Raw genomic sequence first — 19,855 nt, 5'->3', positions numbered from 1 at the left:
AATCAGTCCAAAATTTTGGATCGCAAAAACACCGAATGGCGCGAATTTCGACCTACAGGAAGACCGCACGCTAACCTCGACCAAGTTCGTGCAGCGCCAAGATTCTCAGCAGATACTATATCCCAAACCCGGGCGCCTTCTGACCTCGATGTTTCTACTACCGCAACGTACATGTCTCATTGATTCAAATCATGGCGTAGGAACTCTACTTGCCCAAATGTTTGAACTGACTTGCCAAATGAGACCGATGGACCAAACATGTAGAGAACTGAAAGAGTAGAAAAAGCCGTTCGCCTAAACCGCGAAGAACTGTTCCGGTTTGGTGCGGCTCTGCTCTTCATCGTCGGCATCATGCTGGTAGGGTGCTGGCAGACTAATTCGGGTGCTGTCAGACGAATTCGAACCAGTCTCAGTTTGCCGCGGAAACCGCGATCCTAACCGGAACAAAGTTGACGCCACTCGCTAAGAGCGGCGGCGCGGGTCAGCTTGAAGGTATCTCGACTGGCTAGCGATCTTACCTGGTTGAAGTGGTTGTAGACAGAGAATGGACGGAGGCGAATTTCTGTAGACTTCGCATGCGCCTGAAACGCTGCATCGCGCGTTCGCGTCGTCGAAACGGCAGGTGCGAATTCTCGACGCGGTTGTTGAGCCACCTGCCCGTCTTTTGTTTATCGAGCGCGCCCATTTCTCTGAGCGCTGGCTTGTAGGAAGCGAAGCGATCTGTGACGATCTCTTCGGCGCAACCGTGTCGCTTCATCAATTTCTTTAGGAATTTCAGTGCTGCAGCTTTGTTTCGGCGTTTGGTGACAACGGCTTCCAACACCTCACCTTCGTGATCAACAGCCCGCCAAAGATAATGCCGCTTGCCATTCACCTTCACGAAAACCTCGTCAACGTGCCACTTCCATTTGGAGAAAGCGCGCAGTTGCCGAACACGCTTCCGTCGGATCTCAGCTGCAAACATTGGACCAAACCTGTTCCACCAATATCGGACAGTTTCGTGGCTCACGTCGATGCCTCGCTCGTGCAACAGATCTTCGACGTTTCGAAGCGAGAGCGGGAAACGGATATACAGCATCACCGCAAGGCGGATGATCTCTGGGCTGGTTTTGAAGTACTTGAAAGAGGCAGGTCTGGTCATGGGAAAAAGCTACGCAACCGCCCTGCCCGCCTCAAGCCAAGTTTTTCTGACAAAACCGTTTTCACGCCATTCTGCTGTTTCATTGAAGGCTTTATGAAACGCAACGCCGCACCAATGCGTCTATCGTCTGTGTTATTGGGCCCTGATGCGTGAAATAGATGCCCGTGATGCATGGATGCCTGCCCTGCACGCAATTCGGCAGCAACTGCATCTTTTTCGTTCACATCGACTGCGATTTCCTGCCCGCGTGACAAAAGATTGTTTTCGCTGAAGGTGTCCACGTAAGGCACGATACGGCTTTTGTGGCTGCCGGGAACAAACTTCATACACCCGCTTTGCTCAGACGCTTCTGAAATCGCAACCCAATAGGTCAAGTCTTGGTGCCACGAGACTATCTTCGATGATCGCGCTTCTTTCACAAAAAGTGCACCGCTCCAAACCATGAGATCCGGCCCTAACACCGTTGAAGCAGCCTCAATCAGCTTCGGATGGCGAAGAAGTGCATCGAATGATGGTATCAGCCTGTCCGGATAAGAATATAGAAGCTTGAGTTTATCTGGGTCGTCTCTGAGAACGCGCTCAGCTTTCTCAAAATCATTGCGCAGCGCTTGGACCTCAGAAGCTGTCAGGATATCCAGCGGAGCTACGAAACCGTCTCTTTCATAAGTCTTTGCAATATCACTCATTCGTCTATCCATCGTCATTTTCTGGAAACGTTAACTGCACCTTCATTGATTGGCTTCGATCAGACGCGACCTCAAAGGCAGTGACAGCTTCGCCAACTTCGAAGGAATGCGTTACCAACTGGTCGACGTTAATTAGTCCGCTTCGCATCATCTCGACCGCGACTGAAAACTCGGAATGGAAACGGAAAGACCCGCGAAGCACTAACTCTTTTGCAGTCAACGCCTGCATCGGCACAGTCATATCTCCGCCCAGACCAAGCTGAACCAATGTTCCACCCGGGCGCAAGCATGCGACGCCAGAAGCCAGAGCCGATTGAGCCCCGGAACACTCCAGTTGCACATCAACATGGCCCTTGTCGTTTTCAAACTGCTCCAGTTTTTGCGGATCGGCGTAGGTGTTGATGACATCGTCTGCCCCACATTCACGCGCCACAGCGAGGGGCTGGTCCGAGATATCCGTCGCCACTATTCTGGCCGCCCCAGAACGACGCGCCGCCAAGATCGTGAGGCAGCCGATTGGACCGCATCCCGTGATAAGAACCGTTTTACCTAAGAGGCTCCCGGCTTGTTTAATCGCGTGCAAACAGACCGCCAAAGGTTCGGCCATAGCGGCCTGCGCAGGACTTAACCCATCTGCTGGAACGCATTGACTGGCTTTCGCCACGAGTTTGCTTTGAAAAGCGCCTTGGATATGCGGGAACGGCATCGCGCTGCCATAGAACTTCATATCAAGACAGTGGTTTTGCTGCCCGTTCAGACAATAAATGCAGGATTGGCAAGGTCGGGATGGAGAAACTGCAACCAGTTGACCTAAATACAACCCCTGCACACTTGACCCAACTCTCACTATTCCCCCGGCGATTTCGTGTCCAAGCACCATCGGTTGACGCAACTTGATCGCGCCGAAACCACCGTGGTTATAATAATGCAGGTCAGAGCCGCAAATCCCTCCCGCGCGCATGGCAATCAAGACTTCGTCTGGCCCCACGTCGTGAACATCCCGGTTTTCCAACCTCAGATCTTTTGCGGCATGGATAACAACAGCAACACTGGCCGAAGACATTGCACGGACTCCCTATACAGATTGCCAAAAGATACGGATAGTCGGTGCTGACAACCAAGGGATTTTTGCATGACGCTTGAAATGTTTAGCCTAGAGGGAACACGCGCGCTCGTAACAGGCTCTAGCCAAGGCATCGGATTTGCATTGGCTCGTGGTTTGGCTGCCGCCGGTGCGCAGGTCGTTTTGAACGGTCGCGATGCCACTAAACTAGCGGCAGCAGCATCCGAGCTGAGCGAAACAGGCGCCTCGGTACGCGAACTTTCGTTCGATGCAACCGATCATGAAGGTGTCCGATCTGCCGTCGACGACTTTGAAGCAAAGGTCGGCCCGATAGACATCCTGATAAACAACGCCGGAATGCAACACAGGACGGAGTTACAGGATTTCCCCGCTGATGCCTTCGAGCGCCTGCTACAGACAAATGTAGCGTCCGTCTTTCACGTCGGTCAGGCTGTGGCACGGCACATGATTGAAAGAAAGTCTGGTAAGATCATTAACATTGCGTCGGTTCAATCCGCATTAGCAAGACCGGGTATTGCGCCTTACACGGCGACAAAAGGCGCCGTGACCAATCTTACAAAAGGAATGGCAACTGATTGGGCTAAGTATGGTCTGAACTGCAATGCCATTGCGCCTGGATATTTCGATACACCTTTGAACGCCGCCTTGGTTGCCGACCCAGAGTTTAGCTCATGGCTTGAGAAACGTACCCCGGCCGGTCGCTGGGGAAATGTAGAAGAACTTGTAGGCGCCGCTATTTTCCTTGCGTCACCTGCATCCAGTTTCGTCAATGGTCATACTCTCTATGTCGATGGCGGAATAACGGCGTCACTTTGATTTGTGGCTTTCAATCGTCTGCTAAGTAAGACCGACTTAGATATCGTTCATAGCGCCGACGCCAAGGCAATCACCACAACCACCATTAATGAAGCGGCCATCGCAATATTGATCCTTTGATGCGATCTCTCGCTTAAATCAAGGCTACCCAGCTTTGCGCCAGCACCTAGCCAGATCATGTGCACTGGCACCCAAATCATATTGAATACTACGATTTTTATGACGACCTCCCAAACGGGCGCATCGGGCAAAAAGGCAAACCCTGAAAACAATGCTGTGCCGACCACGTAAGCCTTGGGATTAATGAACTGAAGTGTCAGACCGTTCGCAAAACCAAGCGGCGAAACCGCAGGGGAAAATCCGACCTTTGAGCCGGCGCTGGCAATACGCCAGGCGAGAAATACCAAATACCCGACAGATGCGAATAGCAACAAAGTTCTAAGCACCGGTACAGCCAAAGCAACCGCAGCGACTCCAGAGACAACTAACATCATGTTGATGAACCCGCCCAGCATCAGACCAGCCACAAAGGCGAGTCCAGCTCGAAAACCAAATGCTGATCCAATACCCGCGGTTGTTAGAACACCCGGGCCCGGCGTAATCAGCAGAAAGAAAACCGCGACAGCAAACTCAAACACTTTTCAGATTGGCCTATTACAGATCTCTGCATTCCGGCACAGCTGTGATCACCGATCCGTCCTTATGGTGTTGCAGCAGATTGTCGACAGTCAGGTCACCCATTGCTGCACGCGTCTCAAAAGTCGCGCTACCAGCGTGAGGGAGCAGAACGACATTGGACAACTCGCGCAATGCTTTTGGAACGCGCGGTTCGTCCGCGAAGACATCAAGCCCTGCCCACCCGAGCTCACCGTTTTGCAATGTACTAATTAAGGCAGTTTCGTCGACAACCGAACCTCGACTAACGTTTATCAGAGTGCCGCCTGCCCCCAACGCGCGCAACACCTCAGCGTTGACCAGCCTATTGGTCGACGGGCCGCCGGGCGTGATGCATATGAGGACGTCCACATGCTCTGCCATTTCAACCAAATTGTCGAAATATCGGTACGGGACATCCTTTTGATTGCGGGTGTGATATGAGATTTCGGGTGCCCACGGCTCCAATTTATCAACAATCGCCTGACCAATACGACCAAGACCAAGAATGCCTATTTTTTGATTGTCCGCTGATCGCGTCAAAGGGGCATTACCTTCAACTTCCCACCGTCCGGACCGAACGTAATTATCGTCACGTATGAGCTCTCGATAACATGACAGCAACAGCAGAACGGCGGTGGTTGCGACTTCTTTGTTCAACACATTGGGCGTGTGAGTCACAACAATCCCGCGCTCAGCCGCAGCACTTGCGTCGACGGCGTCGTAACCGACTCCATAGACGCTGATCATCTTCAGATTACTGAGTGAAATCATTAGGTCATGCGGAACGCCATCATGCCCGTTCGTTACGATATGCGTAATACTTTCCGCGTTGAAGTCGTCCAATTGATGAATATTGAACACTGAAGACAGGCGTTCTCTCATCCGTTCGGTGATCCCACCAATTTGCAACAAGTCAGCCATCCTGGCCAACCTTTTGCCGTTGAACACCAAGCCCATCGATACGAAGCTCCATGACGTCGCCCTTTTTCAGATAAACTGGTTCCGGTTTGATCCCCATTCCAACACCGGGCGGTGTTCCGGTTGAAATGACGTCACCGGGGTGCAGTGTAAAAAGTTGGCTTAGATGCTCAATGATCTCGGCAACGGAAAAGATCATCGTGGCAGTATTCCCGGTTTGCATGCGCTGACCGTTTACATTCAGAGACATACCAAGACTCTGAGGATCCGGCACCTCATCCCGGGTCACTAGCCACGGGCCGGTAGGGCCAAATGTGTCGCAGGATTTTCCTTTGGTCCATTGACCTGTCAGTTGCGTTTGAAAATGCCTTTCCGACACGTCGTTTACGATGCAATAGCCCGCAACATATTCGAGTGCGTCGGCCTTGGAGACGTATTTGGCCGTCTTACCAATGACGACCCCCAGTTCGCATTCCCAGTCGGTATGTGTAGACCCCCGCGGCATAACAACATCGTCATAGGCACCAATGACGGCTGAGTTCGCCTTGAAAAAGAGTATCGGATGCTCGGGAATATCTGCGCCGGTTTCTGCAGCATGGTCCGAGTAGTTCAGACCGATGCAAAGAAATTTTCCGATGTCACCGACACACGGCGCGATACGAGGGTCACCCTCTACAACTGGCAGGTTGTTCGGATTCAATGACCGCAGGTTATCAAGCGTTCCGTCATCCAATATATCCCCCGTGATATCATTGATATGAGCGGACAGATCCCGCAATTGACCCTCAGAGTCGACCAGGGCCGGCTTTTCCGAGCCCTTGGCTCCGTAACGCACAAGTTTCATTTCCGTTCCTTTTAGTGGTTATCGCGTGGCATGAAGCCTCGCGCGATATCGCGGTAGTTTTCTGCACCCTTGAGCGTCATACCGCGATCCAAGCGATCTATTTTTTCGCGGAATATTTCCTGCCACGGGGATTGGTTGGGCGGGGTTGAATAACCACCCTTTGCCTCCAGATCGCGGGCGCGTTGATGCAGTTCTTCGAGCGAAACCAGCATATCTGCTGTGCCTTTGCCAAGATCGATGCGCAGTCGGTCGCCATTTCGCACCAAGGCCAACCCACCACCCTCTGCAGCTTCGGGTGAGGCATTCAGGATAGACGGGCTTCCTGATGTACCGGATTGCCGTCCATCACCGATGCAAGGAAGGGCTTCGATGCCCTGTTTCAACAAATATGCGGGCGGCCGCATGTTCACGACCTCTGCAGCACCAGGGTATCCTTTTGGTCCCGCTCCGCGCATAATCAGAATACAGTTTGCGTCGATGTTTTCTGCAGGATCATCGATCCGATGGTGAAAGTCCTCAGGCCCATCAAACACAACCGCCCTGCCCTCAAATGCATCCGGATCATCCGGGTTCGACAGGTAGGTCTCTCGAAATGCCTGTGAGATCACAGACGTCTTCATAATCGCACTCTCGAACAGGTTGCCCGAGAGATTGATGAACCCCGCCTGTTGCTTAACCGGGCTACTGACAGGCTTGATTACGTCGCTATTCTGAGACCGGCGCGTCGAGCAGTTATCGCCCATCGTCTTACCGTTCACCGTTATCGCATCGGAATGCGGCAGCAATCCAGCATCAAGAAGCTCTCCGACAACGGCGGGTACACCTCCGGCCTGTTGGTAGTCTTCGCCCAGATACTTACCCGCTGGCTGCATGTTAACTAACAGAGGAACGTCGTGGCCAAGTTTCTGCCAGTCATCGTTGGTCAACGGAACACCAAGATGCCGGGCGATTGCATTCAGGTGGATCGGCGCGTTCGTCGATCCGCCAATCGCAGAGTTGATAACAATCGCATTCTCAAAAGCCTGACGTGTCATCACATCGCTGGGGCGTAGATCCTCCCAGACCATGTCCACAATGCGTTTACCCGTTTCATAACTGATTTGGCCGCGCTCTCTATACGGGGCTGGAATGGCTGCTGATCCGGGCAATTGCATACCCAAGGCCTCAGCAAGCGAATTCATGGTCGTTGCTGTTCCCATCGTATTGCAATAACCCACCGAAGGTGCTGCGGCGGCTGCGATTTCCATGAACTCATCGGTGTCGATTTCGTCAGCCGCAAGGTCTTCGCGCGCTTTCCATATAACCGTGCCCGATCCAGCGCGTTCACCTTTCCACCAACCGTTGAGCATGGGGCCGACCGACAGGGCAATCGCTGGGATGTTGACGGTCGCAGCGGCCATAAGAAGCGCGGGCGTGGTCTTGTCGCAACCAATGTTCAGAACAACGCCATCAATCGGATACCCGAATAGACTCTCAACCAAGGACAGATAAGCCAGGTTGCGGTCGAGTGAGGCCGTTGGCCGTTTACCTGTCTCTTGTATCGGGTGGACCGGTATTTCGATGCACGTTCCGCCGGCGGCGATGATTCCATCGCGAACACGTTTGGACAATTCGATATGATGCCGATTACAGGGGCTCAAATCACTGCCGGTTTGAGCAATGCCAATGATCGGTTTGCCTGATTGCAGTTCCTCACGGGTCAAACCGTAATTCAGGTATCTTTCCAGATACAATGCAGTCATCTCAAGGTTCTCAGAATTCATGAACCACTTGCGAGATCGCAAATCGTTTTTTGATACTTTTGTCATTGGCCTGACCAACCCCCGTCAATTATGTGCGTGTGTCCTGTGGTGAATGCACTTTCATCGCTCGCCAGATAGACGACCAATGCAGCAATCTCTTCTGCTTTCGCTACACGCCCCATAGGCTGACGCGCCACAAATTGTGCAAGGGCCTCTTCTCTGCTGCCCAGTTGCTCGCCCAACGCATCTACGCGGTCACGCCAACTGGGACTATCGACTGTTCCCGGACAAATGCAATTGCACCGGATTCCTTTTGTTATGAAGTCCACGGCTACCGATTTCGTCAGCCCGACAACAGCGGCTTTTGTCGTTCCATATACAAAACGATTTGGCGCACCGATTATGGAACCCAGCGCGGAAGACATATTGATTATCGAGCCTCCTCCGCGCTCTATCATTCCCGGCAATACAGCCTTTGTCGTGCGCACCATCGAGCGCACATTAAGGTCCATTGCGAAATCCCACTCTTCATCGGTTGCATCCAGAATAGTTCCGTGATGCACGAACCCTGCGCAGTTGAACAAAACGTCCGGCTTCGCTCGCGCGACCCCATGATGAATGCTGTCATTATTCGTCACATCCATCTCGAATATTTCGAGATTTTCGAGATTCTGACCGCGAATCAAATTTAGTTTTTCAGGGTTAATATCCGTCGCATAGACTTTTGCACCCTCTCTTGCCATTGCAATTGCGCTTGCAAGTCCGATCCCCTGTGCGGCGGCTGTGACCAGGACGCTTTTTCCCTTAAGTCTTTCTGACATATAAATATTCCGACCTCAAAAGTGGCGACTGGACAAGTGTTACTTCGTCCCACAGATCAACCGAGAAGCAAAGAAACCTTGGCGGATTTGCAACGACTTCTGGCATGTGGGCACAGAGCCGTTAGCGTATGACAGAGATTTTGGTTTGGCCATAACCATGCGTGGCACAGCTTCGGAAGGACAGTAGATGATGAGCAAGCAGTTCAAAGTGGCTCTGTTGGGAACCGGGCTGATGGGAGCTCCTATGGCGCGGAATATTTTGTGCGCCGAGTTTCCGCTCACTGTATGGAACCGCAGCTTGAAAAAGGCCAAACCGTTGACAGCAGAAGGCGCGACATTGGTGGAAACTGCCCCGCTGGCGGTTTCGGGTGCAGACGTAATAATAACCATGCTCTCGGATGGATACGCGACCGGCGCGCTACTTGCTGACGAGGCTTTCCGCGAGCAACTCAAACCGGGGATGATCTGGATTGATATGTCGAGCGCCAAACCCGAACACGCAAGAGAGCAATCCGCGCAGCTTTCCTCGATGGGGGTGCTGCATCTGGACGCCCCGGTTTCCGGTGGCACCAAAGGTGCCGAAGCTGGCACCCTTGCGATCATGGTCGGTGGCGATCAGGACGTTATGGAGCGCGTGCGACCGGTTCTGACAGCAATGGGCCGGCCTGTACATGTTGGCCCAAGTGGTTCTGGTCAATTGTGCAAATTGGCCAATCAAACAATTGTCGCTGTAACAATATCGGCTGTCGCCGAAGCGACTCTACTGGCTCAGCAAGGCGGTGCAGACCCCACCGCGTTGAGGGCCGCACTGAAGGGGGGCTTTGCGGATAGTATTATCTTGCAACAACATGGCGAACGCATGTCTGATGGAAATTTTACACCTGGGGGTTTGTCTAAGTTTCAACTAAAGGATTTGGACAACACGCTGGAGGAAGCGCGAAGCCTTGGCGTTCAGCTACCTAGCACCCGATCTGTGCGCGACCGTTTCGAATATCTGATAGACGAAATGGATGGGGCCGAACTGGATCATTCGGCTTTGTATCTAGAACTCAAAAAACGGAACGGAATGCTGTGACGCGGATCCTGATTATAGGCGGCGGAGGAATGCTGGGCCAGAAACTGGCCCATCGCGTGTCGACCCAAGAAACCTTTGGAGCCGATGCCCAAGTCTCACTGTTCGATCTCTCGTTCCCGCCCGACAGTGCGGCAGGTAATCAAATTGTGGGGAACTTGACTGCGTCAGGCATAGCTAAGTCTTTTGCTACGCAGCGGCCAGACGTCATTTTTCATCTTGCAGCTATCGTTTCAGGCCAAGCTGAAACAGACTTTGCGTTGGGTTGGGATGTAAACCTTATGGCAACGTGGGCACTGCTGAACGCACTTAAGGATGAACACGAAGCTTCAGAAAGCGAGTACACACCTCGCCTGGTTTTTGCCTCGTCCATAGCAGTTTTCGGGTCACCATTCCCCGAAAAGATAAGCGATGAATTCCTCTCGGCACCTTTGACAAGTTACGGAGCGCAGAAAGCGGCGGCTGAATTGATGATCACGGATTTCAGCAGGAAAGGATATATCGACGGTATTTCCTTGCGCTTGCCCACTTTGTGTGTGCGCCCGGGCAAAGCCAACGCTGCCGCTTCGTCCTTCTTTTCAGGTATAATCCGAGAGCCATTGAATGGGGATGAGGCTGTCTTGCCAGTTGCCGAAACTGTTCGTCACTGGCACGCCAGCCCCCGCGCCGCTGCGACTTTTTTGACCCACGCAGCAACAATGGACACGCAGCTTTTGAATGACAGACGCGCGTTGAACATGCCTGGCGTAAGTTGCACCGTCGCCGAACAAATCGAAGCTCTGCGCAAAGTGGCCGGCCAAGAAGCTGTTGGACTAATCAGGCAAGAACCCGACGAGACAATCGAACGAATAGTCAAGAATTGGCCGCGAGACTTTCAAACAGATCGCGCTCTGGAGTTGGGGTTCGAGGTGGAGTCAAACTTCGACGAAATCATTCGCGTGTATTTGGAAGACGATTTTCGGCTTTAGTCGCCCATCGTCTTTCCAGTTAGATGGCGTTCCAGATGGTCGTGAATTTTCTCTCGTGTTAACTGCTCATCCCCTGACAATGCTGCTTCAAGTATATCGGCATGGTGTCTTATGTTCTGAGAAATGAATTCAAAGTTCCGGTCTGCCACCATCAACTGCTGTCTGAATTGCGCGTAAACTCGGCTATGCATTTGTTTTAAAGTTTCCGAGCCACAGGCAGAAATAAGTGTTTGGTGAAATTCCTTTTCCGAGGCAAACCATATCTCGATAAGGCCGCTCGGGTCGTCTGTGGCGTGAATGCGTTTTTCGATATGGCTGAGTTTGTGATGTGCGGCCGTCAATCTTGCTTCCCAATCCACCCCGCCTTTACGGATCGACATTGCGGTGCCTTCGGCCTCCAACAGAACACGAACGTGCGTCAATTCGATAAGCTTCTGCGGCGAACGCATTGGCACGCGGAAACCTTTTTGTTCCTGAAAGTCCACCAAACCAACAGCGGCCAAACGAAAAAGGACTTCACGAACGGCGCTCGCGGAACAACCATACACTTTACGAAGTTCTTCAGCCCGCACCTTGGCTCCATGCTCGAATCCATTAGAGATCAGGCGCATCTTAAGATCTTGATAAATATCTATTTCGTCGTTCATTCCAGTATGTACCTTCAAGTTTTGTCCAAGTAGCGTCCTAACCTTATTTTCGAATTATCGCAAGAATCTCGAAATTTTTAGAAATTTCAATTTTTTCTTGTTGCATTCGATTCGTCGGCTTAACGTTTACCTGCGCGACAGCAAAGGAGGCGGCAAGATCTTCCACACCGCGCACGCTCAACGTCTGGGAGGACAATATGAAAATAGTCAAGACAGCGGCCCTGGCGGCCGTAGCCACGACAATGGCAGCCGGTTTCGCGATGGCTGAAACAACGAAGCTTAGAATTCAAACCCATTTTTCGCCCGAAACTCTGTCAGGCCAGATGGCTGCAAAATTCGTTGAAGACATTCAGGAAATGTCGAACGGCGAAATCGAAGTTGAAATGTTCTATTCCTCTTCGGTGGTCAAATCAGTTGAAACCTTCGATGCCGCAGCTACCGGAATTCTGGATTGCGACATGACGGGCGGCGGCTATCAGACCGGTAAAAACCCGGCCTTCCAGTTTGCGGGCGACCTGCTCGGCGGATATCAGAACCCATATCAGCAAATGGCTTGGCTTCTTCATGGCGGCGGAAGAGAAGCTGTAAATGATTTATACAACGGCTACGACATGGAATTCATCGGATGGTGGATTCCCGGGCCAGAGTCGTTGTCTTCGACCAAGCCGATTGCGAAAGTGGAAGACTTCAAAGATTGGAAGTTTCGCTCGCCTCCAGGCCTTGCAACCAAGGTGTTCGCGGAACTTGGTGCTTCTCCGATCGTGATGGACTTCAACGAAATCTTCACGGCTTTGGAAACCGGTATCATTGATGGTGCGGATGCTGCGAACCTGACGAACAACGTGGGCCTCGGTCTGTACGAGATCGCAGGTCACACAAACTATCCCGGTTTCCACTCGATGCCTGCAGATCACCTAGCTTGTCGCAAAGACGTCTGGGAAGCGATGCCCGCGCATCACAAGAAGATCATGGAAGTCGCAATGGATAGCCTGGCATTGCACAATGCCACAATCAATGAGGTGCAGAACGCTCAGACTGCAAAAGACCTGAAGGCAAAAGGCGTTCAGTTGTACGACTGGTCGCCTGAAGACCTGGCAGCGTATCGCGCGGCCGTTCAGGTCGGTTGGACTGAGTTCGCAACGACACCTGAAGCACAGGCGCTTTTAGAAAGCCACATCAACTTCCTGCGTGACCTGGGCGCAATGCAGTAATCAGGCTTCGATCGAACTACGACACACGGAAAGGCCGCACTTGCGGCCTCTCCGGATCGGCGCCGGGATCCAGAACTTCATGAAAATCAACAGAATAATAAGTCACGTACTGCAGTACGACATGCCGGAAGTTCTGGGCTACTCGCAACAGTATTATGACAAGCGTACAACCCATTTGGTCGAGATTCAAACAGATGAAGGGGTAACCGGTTGGGGCGAGTGCTTTGGTCCCGGAAACGTAGCCATTGCGAACAAATCCATCGTGGAAAAGGTAATCCAACCAATGGTCCTTGGCATGGACCCTTTGGACAAAGACGTGATCTGGCACAAGGTGTACAATCTTTTGCGAGACCATGGCCAAAGCGGAATGCCAATACAGGCTTTGTCCGGGGTGGACATCGCACTTTGGGACATCTCCGGCAAAATCTCTGGCCTCCCCCTCCATAAGCTTGTCGGCGGGGCTCATCGCGCAAGCGTTCCTTGCTACGGCTACGGCATGATGCTCCGGGATGAACCGATTTCTAGTCTTGCAAGCCGTTTTGAGGATGAAGCCGCAAAGATCAAGTCAATGGGATTTACCGCCACCAAAATGAAAACGGGCTTTGGCCCGAAGCCTGATGTGAAACTGTGCGAAGCAGTTAGACGCGGAGTTGGTGACGACTTTCCTTTTATGGTCGATGCAAACCATGCCTATACGACTTCAGACGCGCTCTTTGTCGGTCGGGCGCTGGAAGAACTGGACGCATATTGGTTCGAAGAACCGGTCGCGCCAGAAGACATTGACGGATACCGCGAACTGCGCACTTCGCTTAAGGTAAACATCTCGGGCGGAGAGGCGGTATTCAATCGCTGGGCATGGCGCAATCTTCTTGAAAACCGTGGCATCGATATCGCGCAGCCAGAGGTTTGTGCTTTGGGCGGTGTTTCAGAGTATCTCAGGGTACTGTCTCTATGCCACGTACATTTCACGCCGGTCGTAAATCACGTCTGGGGTAGCGCCATCGCCGTCGCAACTAATCTGCATTTACTGGCGGCCATGCCCGCAATTCCAGGCGGCTTGCATCCATGGGAGCCGATGCTGGAGTTCGACACAACGGACAACAAGTTTCGGGACGATCTGCTGACCGAACCGCTGGAAATTCAAAATCAGGTCAAGGCCAACAACGGCCGTGTCACGATCCCGACTGGCCCCGGATTGGGTGTCGAGCCAGACCGAGACTTTATCGATCACTACAGGATCGAAGGATAGGGACGAGGGTTACGCGATGCACAAGAACTCAGGCGGACTAATTGAATGGCTCATACCGTTGGCCTTCGTCGCAACAGCCAGCTGGCTTGTTTGGCATCTTCCCGCATTCCTATTGGATTGGCTGCCTTACACCTCTGAATCCCTCAAAAGTCAGGTAACTGAAATATATCTGCGCAGCGACGTCACGCCCGAATTGTCTGGCGTATTCGGGGGGTATGTCGACATCATCGACATGGCCGCGCTCGTCCTTCTACCGTTTCTTGCAGTGATTGGTACCAAGACCGTGCGCCCGGCAACGATGGAGTTCGAAGGCTCGACGGTTATGGACCGTTTCGCCCTGTTCATAGGCCGAGTGACGATGATGATGATCGCAATCATGACTGTCGTCATGCTCTACGAAGTCTTCATGCGTTATATCCTGGAGAAGCCGACCGAGTGGGCGAACGAAATGACACTGTGGTTCGCCAGCTTTGTGTTTTTGATGTCTGGCTACTACGCCATGCAGCAACGCAGTCACATTCGAATATTCCTGATGTACGACGCAGTTCCACGTTGGCTTCAGCGCGTTTTTGATACGGTTTCGACTATACTGATCGTGCTATTTGCCTTCTTTCTTGTCTACGGCAGCTACAAACAGGTGTTCGTCAACAAGCTCTACAAATGGGAGCTTTATGGCTCTGCCTTCAATCCTCCGATCCCGGCGACGTTGCAGCCGATGGTGCTGATCGTGATTACGCTCGTCGCAATGCAAGCAATTTTGAACTTGGTCGCGGATTGGAACAAAGAACCGGAAATCCACACAGATGAACCGGACGAAGACGAAATTGAAATGATCAAACGGGCGGTGGGACAAGACTGATGGACATTGGAACAATCTCACTCATCCTGATGGTCGCCCTGATTGTGCTTCTGGCGATCGGGATGCCCTTGGGTCTGGCCTCGGCTTCGCTTGCGGTTCTGGTTCTTGTGCTCAAGTTCGAACCGACACTGCTTTTAAACCCGTTTTCATTCGGCGACGGGATTCTCACCGGTCGGCCAGGGACTGGGCCGCTCTATATCCTGGCGCAGAAGATATACGGGCTCTTAACGGACTACGTGCTCATCTCCGTGCCATTGTTTATCTTCATGGCGTCGCTACTAGAGCGGTCCGGGATCGCGCGCGACATGTATTCGTCGCTGAATGTCTGGCTGTCCAGAACACGCGGCGGCATCGCGATCGTGACCTCGATCATGGCGGTGATCATGGCTGCCATGTCCGGCATCATCGGCGGTGAGGTTGTCCTGCTGGGCCTTATCGCCCTGCCCCAGATGCTGCGCCTGGGCTACGATCAGAATCTCGCTATTGGCGTCATCTGCGCCTCTGGGTCGTTGGGCACCATGATCCCTCCTTCGATCGTTCTGATCATCTATGGGCTGATCACCGAAACCTCGATCAAGTCGCTGTTCACCGCGTCTTTCATTCCCGGCTTCATGCTAGCCTCGATGATCATCCTGTACATCATCATCCGCACTCGGTTGAATCCTCATCACGCTCCGCTGCCGGAACCGGACCCGAACGACCCCGAACCAGCCGAGAAACGCAAACTGTTTGGTGCCTTCATGAGCATCGTCGTCGCCGGATTTTCCACCGTTCTGTTTATCCGGGCCGCTTTTTTCGAACTGTCAGGCTCCAACGCTGCCAGCCAGGGCGAACCAGCGCGATTGGGGACAGCTGACTACCTGCCCTGGTTTGCCGGTATCACGATCGTCGCCCTTCTGCTGATTTTCGTCGTCTTTGGCAGACAGCGCACAAAAATCGGTTGGGAAATGGGCAAGGGTCTCGTCGCGCCGCTGGTCGTAATCGGCGTCGTGCTCGGCTCGATCTATGGCGGGATCACGGGCATCACCGAGGCTGCTGGTATGGGCGCCTTCGCCGTCCTGATCATCGCCATCCTACGGGGCGAAGGATCGTTCGAGCTGGTTTGGGACAGCTTGATGCGGACACTAAAATCCACAGGCACAATCATCTGGGTTACGATCGGGGCCGCCGCGCTGGCGGGTGCCTACACCATTGCTGGGGGGCCCCAATACGTGGCCGACCTGATCGTCGGCCAAGAGCTGCCAACCATGTTGGTCATTCTGGTAATGATGCTGATCTTGCTGTTCATGGGCGCATTCATGGATTGGGTCGGCATCGTACTGTTGATCATTCCGGTCTTTCTGCCGATCGTCATGCGCCTTCCTATCGAGGAAATCGGAGTCTTTGGCCAGTTGGAGCCGAGTCATGTCGCCATCTGGTTCGGCGTCGTGTTCTGTATGAACATGCAGGTCAGCTTCCTCTCGCCCCCTTTCGGCCCGGCCGCGTTCTATCTGAAGTCAGTGGCCCCGCCGCATATCAGCCTGACGGATATCTTCCGCGGCTTCCTGCCATTCATCGGGATCCAGTTGCTGGCGCTTTCCGTTCTTCTGATCTGGCCGGGCATCATCGCGCTGCTGTTGTGAGGTTGCACCCATGCTGACACAAGATCAGATTGGCAAGTTCCAGACCGATGGATACCTCGTGGTTGAGGATGTTATTCCCCGCGATGTCCTGGGTCGGGTGCAAGCGGAATACTCGGATGTCCTGAACCGGCTCTATGACTGTTGGTACAAAAAAGGGCTGGTCAAGGACGAGCCGTCCGGAATGACCTTCTGGGACAAACTTCTGTCCGCCTATCAAGCCGGATGCGACTATTTCCAGCCGCTGGACATCTCGCTGCCCGGCGATCGGATCATTGCGGACACACCGTTCCATATTGGGCCCGCAGTGTTCGACTTGCTGACGGCCCGCCCCATGCTTGACATTGTCGAGCAGCTGATCGGGCCAGAGTTGGTGAGCAATCCAATCCAGCACGTTCGGCTGAAGCCCCCTGCCCTGAAGCTGTCCAAGGACGAGGTGCGCGCGCACATCACCGCAACGGACTGGCATCAGGACCGAGCGGTTGCGCTGGAGGATGCTGATCAGACCGACATGGTCACGGTGTGGATTGCCGTCAACGATGCAACCGTCGAAAACGGCTGCCTGCAAGTGCTGCCGAAGGCACAGGACCAAACCATCCTGCCGCATTGTGCCCGGACGCAGACAGGCATTGCTGACGGGTTCATTGATGAAGGCCGCGCCGTACCCCTTCCTGTCAAGGCCGGCGGGATCATCCTGTTTCACCCTTTGACGCCACACGCTTCGCTGATCAATAAAACGGGCCGGTTCCGCTGGTCGTTCGACATCCGCTTTAGCGCGGCAGGCCAGCCGACCGGTCGAGATCATTTCCCCAGCTTCATCGCGAGGTCCAGATCGCGCCCCGAAACCGAGCTGCGAGATTGGCGCGTCTGCAAGTCCAATTGGGAGGCGGCGCGAGCAAGACTGTCCGGCAAGCCGCATATAGATATTCACCGGTGGACATCGGACTCACCGTTCTGCGCCTAGCTGCTGCCGCCAGGAAAGCTGATTATGACTTTTGTACGTTTAGATCGAACGGATAGCGTGGTGGTTGCAACTCGGCACCTGGAGGCCGGCAGTATGGTCGAGGATGTCACGACCAATGCGCGCATCCCCTCGGGGCACAAGGTCGCCACGCGGAATCTTGCGCTCGGCGATCCGGTCAGAAAATACGCCCAGATCATCGGTTACGCCACCCAACCGATCGAACCCGGTGACCATGTGCACACCCACAATGTCGAGTTCCGCAACACCAGTGTGGACTACGAGTTTGCGACGGATCACAGGCCCATGAAACCCGTCACCTCGGTCGATACGTTTATGGGCTACCACCGGGATAGCGGTCGGGTCGGCACGCGCAACTACATCGCGGTTCTGACCACCGTGAACTGTTCGGCGACTGCGGCCCGCATGATCGCCAATCACTTCACGCCGGACAAGCTGGCCGAGTTTCCGAACATCGACGGCGTGGTGGCCTTTGTCCATGGAACGGGCTGCGGAATGGCCGATTCCGGCGACGGTTTTGAAGCCCTTCAACGGGTCATGTGGGGATTTGCAAAACACCCCAACCACGCTGCCGTCCTGATGGTCGGTCTGGGCTGCGAGATGAACCAGATCGACTGGCTGCTGGACGCGTATGGGCTGAAGCAAAGTCCCACCTTCCAGACGATGAACATCCAGAACGTCGCCGGATTGCGTCGGACCGTGGAAATGGGCATCAACAAGATCAACCAGATGCTTCCCATTGCCAATGAGGCGAGGCGCAGCGAAGCCCCGGCGTCCGAACTGATGGTTGCGCTGCAATGCGGTGGTTCGGACGCTTGGTCCGGTGTGACTGCGAACCCGGCGCTCGGACATGCCTGCGACCTGTTGGTTGCGCAAGGCGGCACAGGTGTCCTTGCGGAAACTCCCGAAATCTACGGAGCCGAACACCTTTTGACCCGCCGCGCCCTTGGTCGCGCAACTGGGGAAAAACTGATCGGACTGATCGATTGGTGGCAGGACTATACCGCTCGCAATCACGGTTCGATGGACAACAACCCAAGCCCCGGCAACAAGCAAGGGGGTCTGACGACCATCCTAGAGAAGTCGCTGGGGGCAGCGGCGAAGGGCGGAACCACCCCTTTGACCGGTGTATTCAAATATGCCGAACACATCACCGCCAAAGGCTTCACCTTCATGGACAGCCCCGGATATGATCCGGCCTCGGTGACCGGGCAGATCGCGGCTGGGTGCAACCTTGTGTGCTTCACCACGGGACGCGGCTCTGCATTTGGGTCCAAACCGGCACCCACGCTGAAAATCGCTACCAACTCTGAATTGGCAGCACGCATGCCCGAGGACATGGACGTGGATGCGGGCGACATTCTGACCAAAGGCGCCAGCGTCGAAGAAAAAGGACAGGAAATATACCAACGGCTGCTCCAAGTCGCCTCCGGCGCGCGGACCAAGTCCGAGGCGCAGGGCTTGGGTGACTACGAATTTGTTCCCTGGCAAATCGGAGCGGTGATGTGAAACGAATCCTTGTATCCGGCGGCGGATTGATCGGTATCCGTCACGTCCGCGCCGTGATTGAGCATCCCGGCTGCATGTTGGTCGGGTTGGCCGATCCAGATGGCTCGATCCAGATCGACGCGCCGCGTTTTGCCAGTATGGACGAGGTGCAGGGCCCAGTGGATGGCGTCATCATCGCGACGCCAACCCGCCTGCATGCCGAACATGGCATTCTGGCCGCATCCCGCGGTTGGCACATGCTGATCGAAAAGCCGGTTGCAGCATCGGTCGATGACGCCCTGCGCCTGAAGACGGCCGTTCGCCAGGCCAATGTCCGCAGCCTTGTAGGCCACCATCGGCGGTATCATACAATCTTGCAACACCTGAAGGAGGTGATCGCGCAAGGTACGATCGGACAAGTCATCAATGTCTCGTTGCTGTGGGCCATGCGCAAACCCGACAGCTATTTTGAACAGAACTGGCGGACTTCCGATGGCAGCCCAGTCATGATCAATCTGGTGCATGATATCGATGTCCTGCGCTTTGTGATCGGAGAAATCTCGGATGTCGTCGCCCTGCCCGGAGCGCCCATCCGCGGATCGGAACGGATAGAAAGCGGGGCTATCGCGATCGCATTCGAAAACGGCGCGACGGGCACTATCAGCTTTGCCGATACCGCACCCAGCCCCTGGGGGTTTGAGGCCGGAACCGGCGAAAACCCGAACATCGGCACGACCCATCAGGACATGATGTGGATCACGGGAACTAAGGGCGCCGTCAGTTTTCCATCCATGACCCTGTGGCGCGGACAGGATTGGGGCACTGCGGCCCAAAAAGACCAACTTACACGACCGGAACAACAACGCGCACCGCTGGAGGTGCAACTGGATCACTTCCTTGACGTGATCGATGGCGCTCCCCCACTGATCGACGTCGAAGATGCAGCCCGAACGCTCGAGGTCACATCACGGGTCGAACAGGGGCTAAAGGCGCAAACGACTCGAGCGCGGGCGCCGGCCTGATGGACATGCGGCCCGGCCAAATGCCGGAC

Annotated in this window: 18 protein-coding genes and 1 pseudogene; 10 read left to right on the top strand and 9 right to left on the bottom strand. The window is 54.1% G+C overall.

Annotated elements, in window-relative coordinates:
* Positions 1 to 434: 434 nt before the first annotated feature.
* The 3 genes and pseudogenes from ACR0BF_RS03255 to ACR0BF_RS03245 all read right to left on the bottom strand — a co-directional run bounded on the left by ACR0BF_RS03255 (position 435) and on the right by ACR0BF_RS03245 (position 2,890).
* Positions 435 to 1,141, bottom strand: a pseudogene (locus ACR0BF_RS03255) (IS6 family transposase).
* Positions 1,138 to 1,827, bottom strand: a complete 690-nt coding sequence (locus ACR0BF_RS03250; protein WP_480624259.1) for a phytanoyl-CoA dioxygenase family protein — start codon at positions 1,825 to 1,827, stop codon at positions 1,138 to 1,140. The pseudogene ACR0BF_RS03255 and the gene ACR0BF_RS03250 overlap by 4 nt, the downstream one beginning before the upstream one ends.
* Before the next feature lie 4 nt (positions 1,828 to 1,831).
* Positions 1,832 to 2,890, bottom strand: a complete 1,059-nt coding sequence (locus tag ACR0BF_RS03245) for an L-idonate 5-dehydrogenase (RefSeq protein ID WP_480624258.1) — start codon at positions 2,888 to 2,890, stop codon at positions 1,832 to 1,834.
* A 69-nt stretch (positions 2,891 to 2,959) separates the two neighbouring features.
* Here ACR0BF_RS03245 and ACR0BF_RS03240 point away from each other — a divergent pair, with 69 nt between their 5' ends.
* Entirely contained in the window at positions 2,960 to 3,727 is a 768-nt protein-coding gene (locus ACR0BF_RS03240; protein WP_480603989.1) for an SDR family oxidoreductase, read from the top strand.
* Between the two features lie 47 nt (positions 3,728 to 3,774).
* On the opposite strand, the gene ACR0BF_RS03235 is transcribed toward ACR0BF_RS03240, so the two are convergent.
* From ACR0BF_RS03235 to ACR0BF_RS03215, 5 genes are read right to left on the bottom strand one after another with little or no spacing between them, the layout of a single operon-like run.
* Positions 3,775 to 4,365 (bottom strand): LysE family transporter, encoded by a 591-nt coding sequence (locus ACR0BF_RS03235; protein WP_170609028.1) that lies wholly within the window; start codon positions 4,363 to 4,365, stop codon positions 3,775 to 3,777.
* 16 nt (positions 4,366 to 4,381) lie between these two features.
* On the bottom strand, positions 4,382 to 5,305 hold the full coding sequence (locus tag ACR0BF_RS03230; protein WP_480624257.1) for a 2-hydroxyacid dehydrogenase: 924 nt from the start codon (positions 5,303 to 5,305) through the stop codon (positions 4,382 to 4,384).
* Complete coding sequence (locus tag ACR0BF_RS03225) at positions 5,298 to 6,146, bottom strand: fumarylacetoacetate hydrolase family protein (RefSeq protein WP_480622505.1); 849 nt, start codon at positions 6,144 to 6,146, stop codon at positions 5,298 to 5,300. Before ACR0BF_RS03225 ends, ACR0BF_RS03230 begins: the two co-directional genes overlap by 8 nt.
* 11 nt (positions 6,147 to 6,157) lie before the next feature.
* A complete protein-coding gene (locus tag ACR0BF_RS03220; RefSeq protein WP_366553914.1) occupies positions 6,158 to 7,954 on the bottom strand; it encodes an IlvD/Edd family dehydratase in 1,797 nt (598 codons plus the stop codon).
* The gene (locus ACR0BF_RS03215; RefSeq protein WP_480624256.1) at positions 7,951 to 8,709 is read right to left on the bottom strand and encodes an SDR family oxidoreductase; all 759 of its coding nucleotides are present in this window, start codon (positions 8,707 to 8,709) and stop codon (positions 7,951 to 7,953) included. The genes ACR0BF_RS03220 and ACR0BF_RS03215 overlap by 4 nt, the downstream gene beginning before the upstream one ends.
* A gap of 190 nt (positions 8,710 to 8,899) precedes the next feature.
* On the opposite strand from ACR0BF_RS03215, the gene ACR0BF_RS03210 reads away from it, so the two are divergent.
* Positions 8,900 to 9,784, top strand: a complete 885-nt coding sequence (locus ACR0BF_RS03210; protein ID WP_480603979.1) for an NAD(P)-dependent oxidoreductase — start codon at positions 8,900 to 8,902, stop codon at positions 9,782 to 9,784.
* A complete protein-coding gene (denD, locus tag ACR0BF_RS03205; RefSeq protein ID WP_480624255.1) occupies positions 9,781 to 10,749 on the top strand; it encodes a D-erythronate dehydrogenase in 969 nt (322 codons plus the stop codon). The genes ACR0BF_RS03210 and denD overlap by 4 nt, the downstream gene beginning before the upstream one ends.
* Here denD and ACR0BF_RS03200 read toward each other — a convergent pair.
* Entirely contained in the window at positions 10,746 to 11,396 is a 651-nt protein-coding gene (locus ACR0BF_RS03200) for a GntR family transcriptional regulator (RefSeq protein ID WP_170403493.1), read from the bottom strand. The two genes, denD and ACR0BF_RS03200, sit on opposite strands and share 4 nt — an antisense overlap.
* Before the next feature lie 197 nt (positions 11,397 to 11,593).
* On the opposite strand from ACR0BF_RS03200, the gene ACR0BF_RS03195 reads away from it, so the two are divergent.
* The 7 genes from ACR0BF_RS03195 (at position 11,594) to ACR0BF_RS03165 (ending at position 19,826) form a co-directional block, all read left to right on the top strand.
* Positions 11,594 to 12,607, top strand: coding sequence for a TRAP transporter substrate-binding protein (locus ACR0BF_RS03195; protein ID WP_480622503.1), 1,014 nt, complete (start codon positions 11,594 to 11,596; stop codon positions 12,605 to 12,607).
* A 79-nt stretch (positions 12,608 to 12,686) separates the two neighbouring features.
* Positions 12,687 to 13,856 (top strand): mandelate racemase/muconate lactonizing enzyme family protein, encoded by a 1,170-nt coding sequence (locus ACR0BF_RS03190; protein WP_480624254.1) that lies wholly within the window; start codon positions 12,687 to 12,689, stop codon positions 13,854 to 13,856.
* Positions 13,857 to 13,872: 16 nt separating this feature from the next.
* Positions 13,873 to 14,715: a TRAP transporter small permease subunit gene (locus ACR0BF_RS03185; RefSeq protein ID WP_255612041.1), complete on the top strand. Its 843-nt coding sequence runs from the start codon at positions 13,873 to 13,875 to the stop codon at positions 14,713 to 14,715.
* Entirely contained in the window at positions 14,715 to 16,337 is a 1,623-nt protein-coding gene (locus ACR0BF_RS03180; RefSeq protein WP_480624253.1) for a TRAP transporter large permease, read from the top strand. Before ACR0BF_RS03185 ends, ACR0BF_RS03180 begins: the two co-directional genes overlap by 1 nt.
* A gap of 10 nt (positions 16,338 to 16,347) precedes the next feature.
* Complete coding sequence (locus ACR0BF_RS03175) at positions 16,348 to 17,298, top strand: phytanoyl-CoA dioxygenase family protein (RefSeq protein ID WP_480622500.1); 951 nt, start codon at positions 16,348 to 16,350, stop codon at positions 17,296 to 17,298.
* A 24-nt stretch (positions 17,299 to 17,322) separates the two neighbouring features.
* Complete coding sequence (locus ACR0BF_RS03170) at positions 17,323 to 18,825, top strand: UxaA family hydrolase (protein ID WP_260024878.1); 1,503 nt, start codon at positions 17,323 to 17,325, stop codon at positions 18,823 to 18,825.
* Positions 18,822 to 19,826, top strand: a complete 1,005-nt coding sequence (locus ACR0BF_RS03165; protein WP_480603969.1) for a Gfo/Idh/MocA family protein — start codon at positions 18,822 to 18,824, stop codon at positions 19,824 to 19,826. The genes ACR0BF_RS03170 and ACR0BF_RS03165 overlap by 4 nt, the downstream gene beginning before the upstream one ends.
* Positions 19,827 to 19,855: the final 29 nt, after the last annotated feature.

Source organism: Ruegeria sp. AG7 (assembly GCF_056541545.1).
The sequence above is the reverse complement of the archived record's forward strand: the minus strand, read 5'-3'. Positions and strand labels throughout refer to the sequence as shown.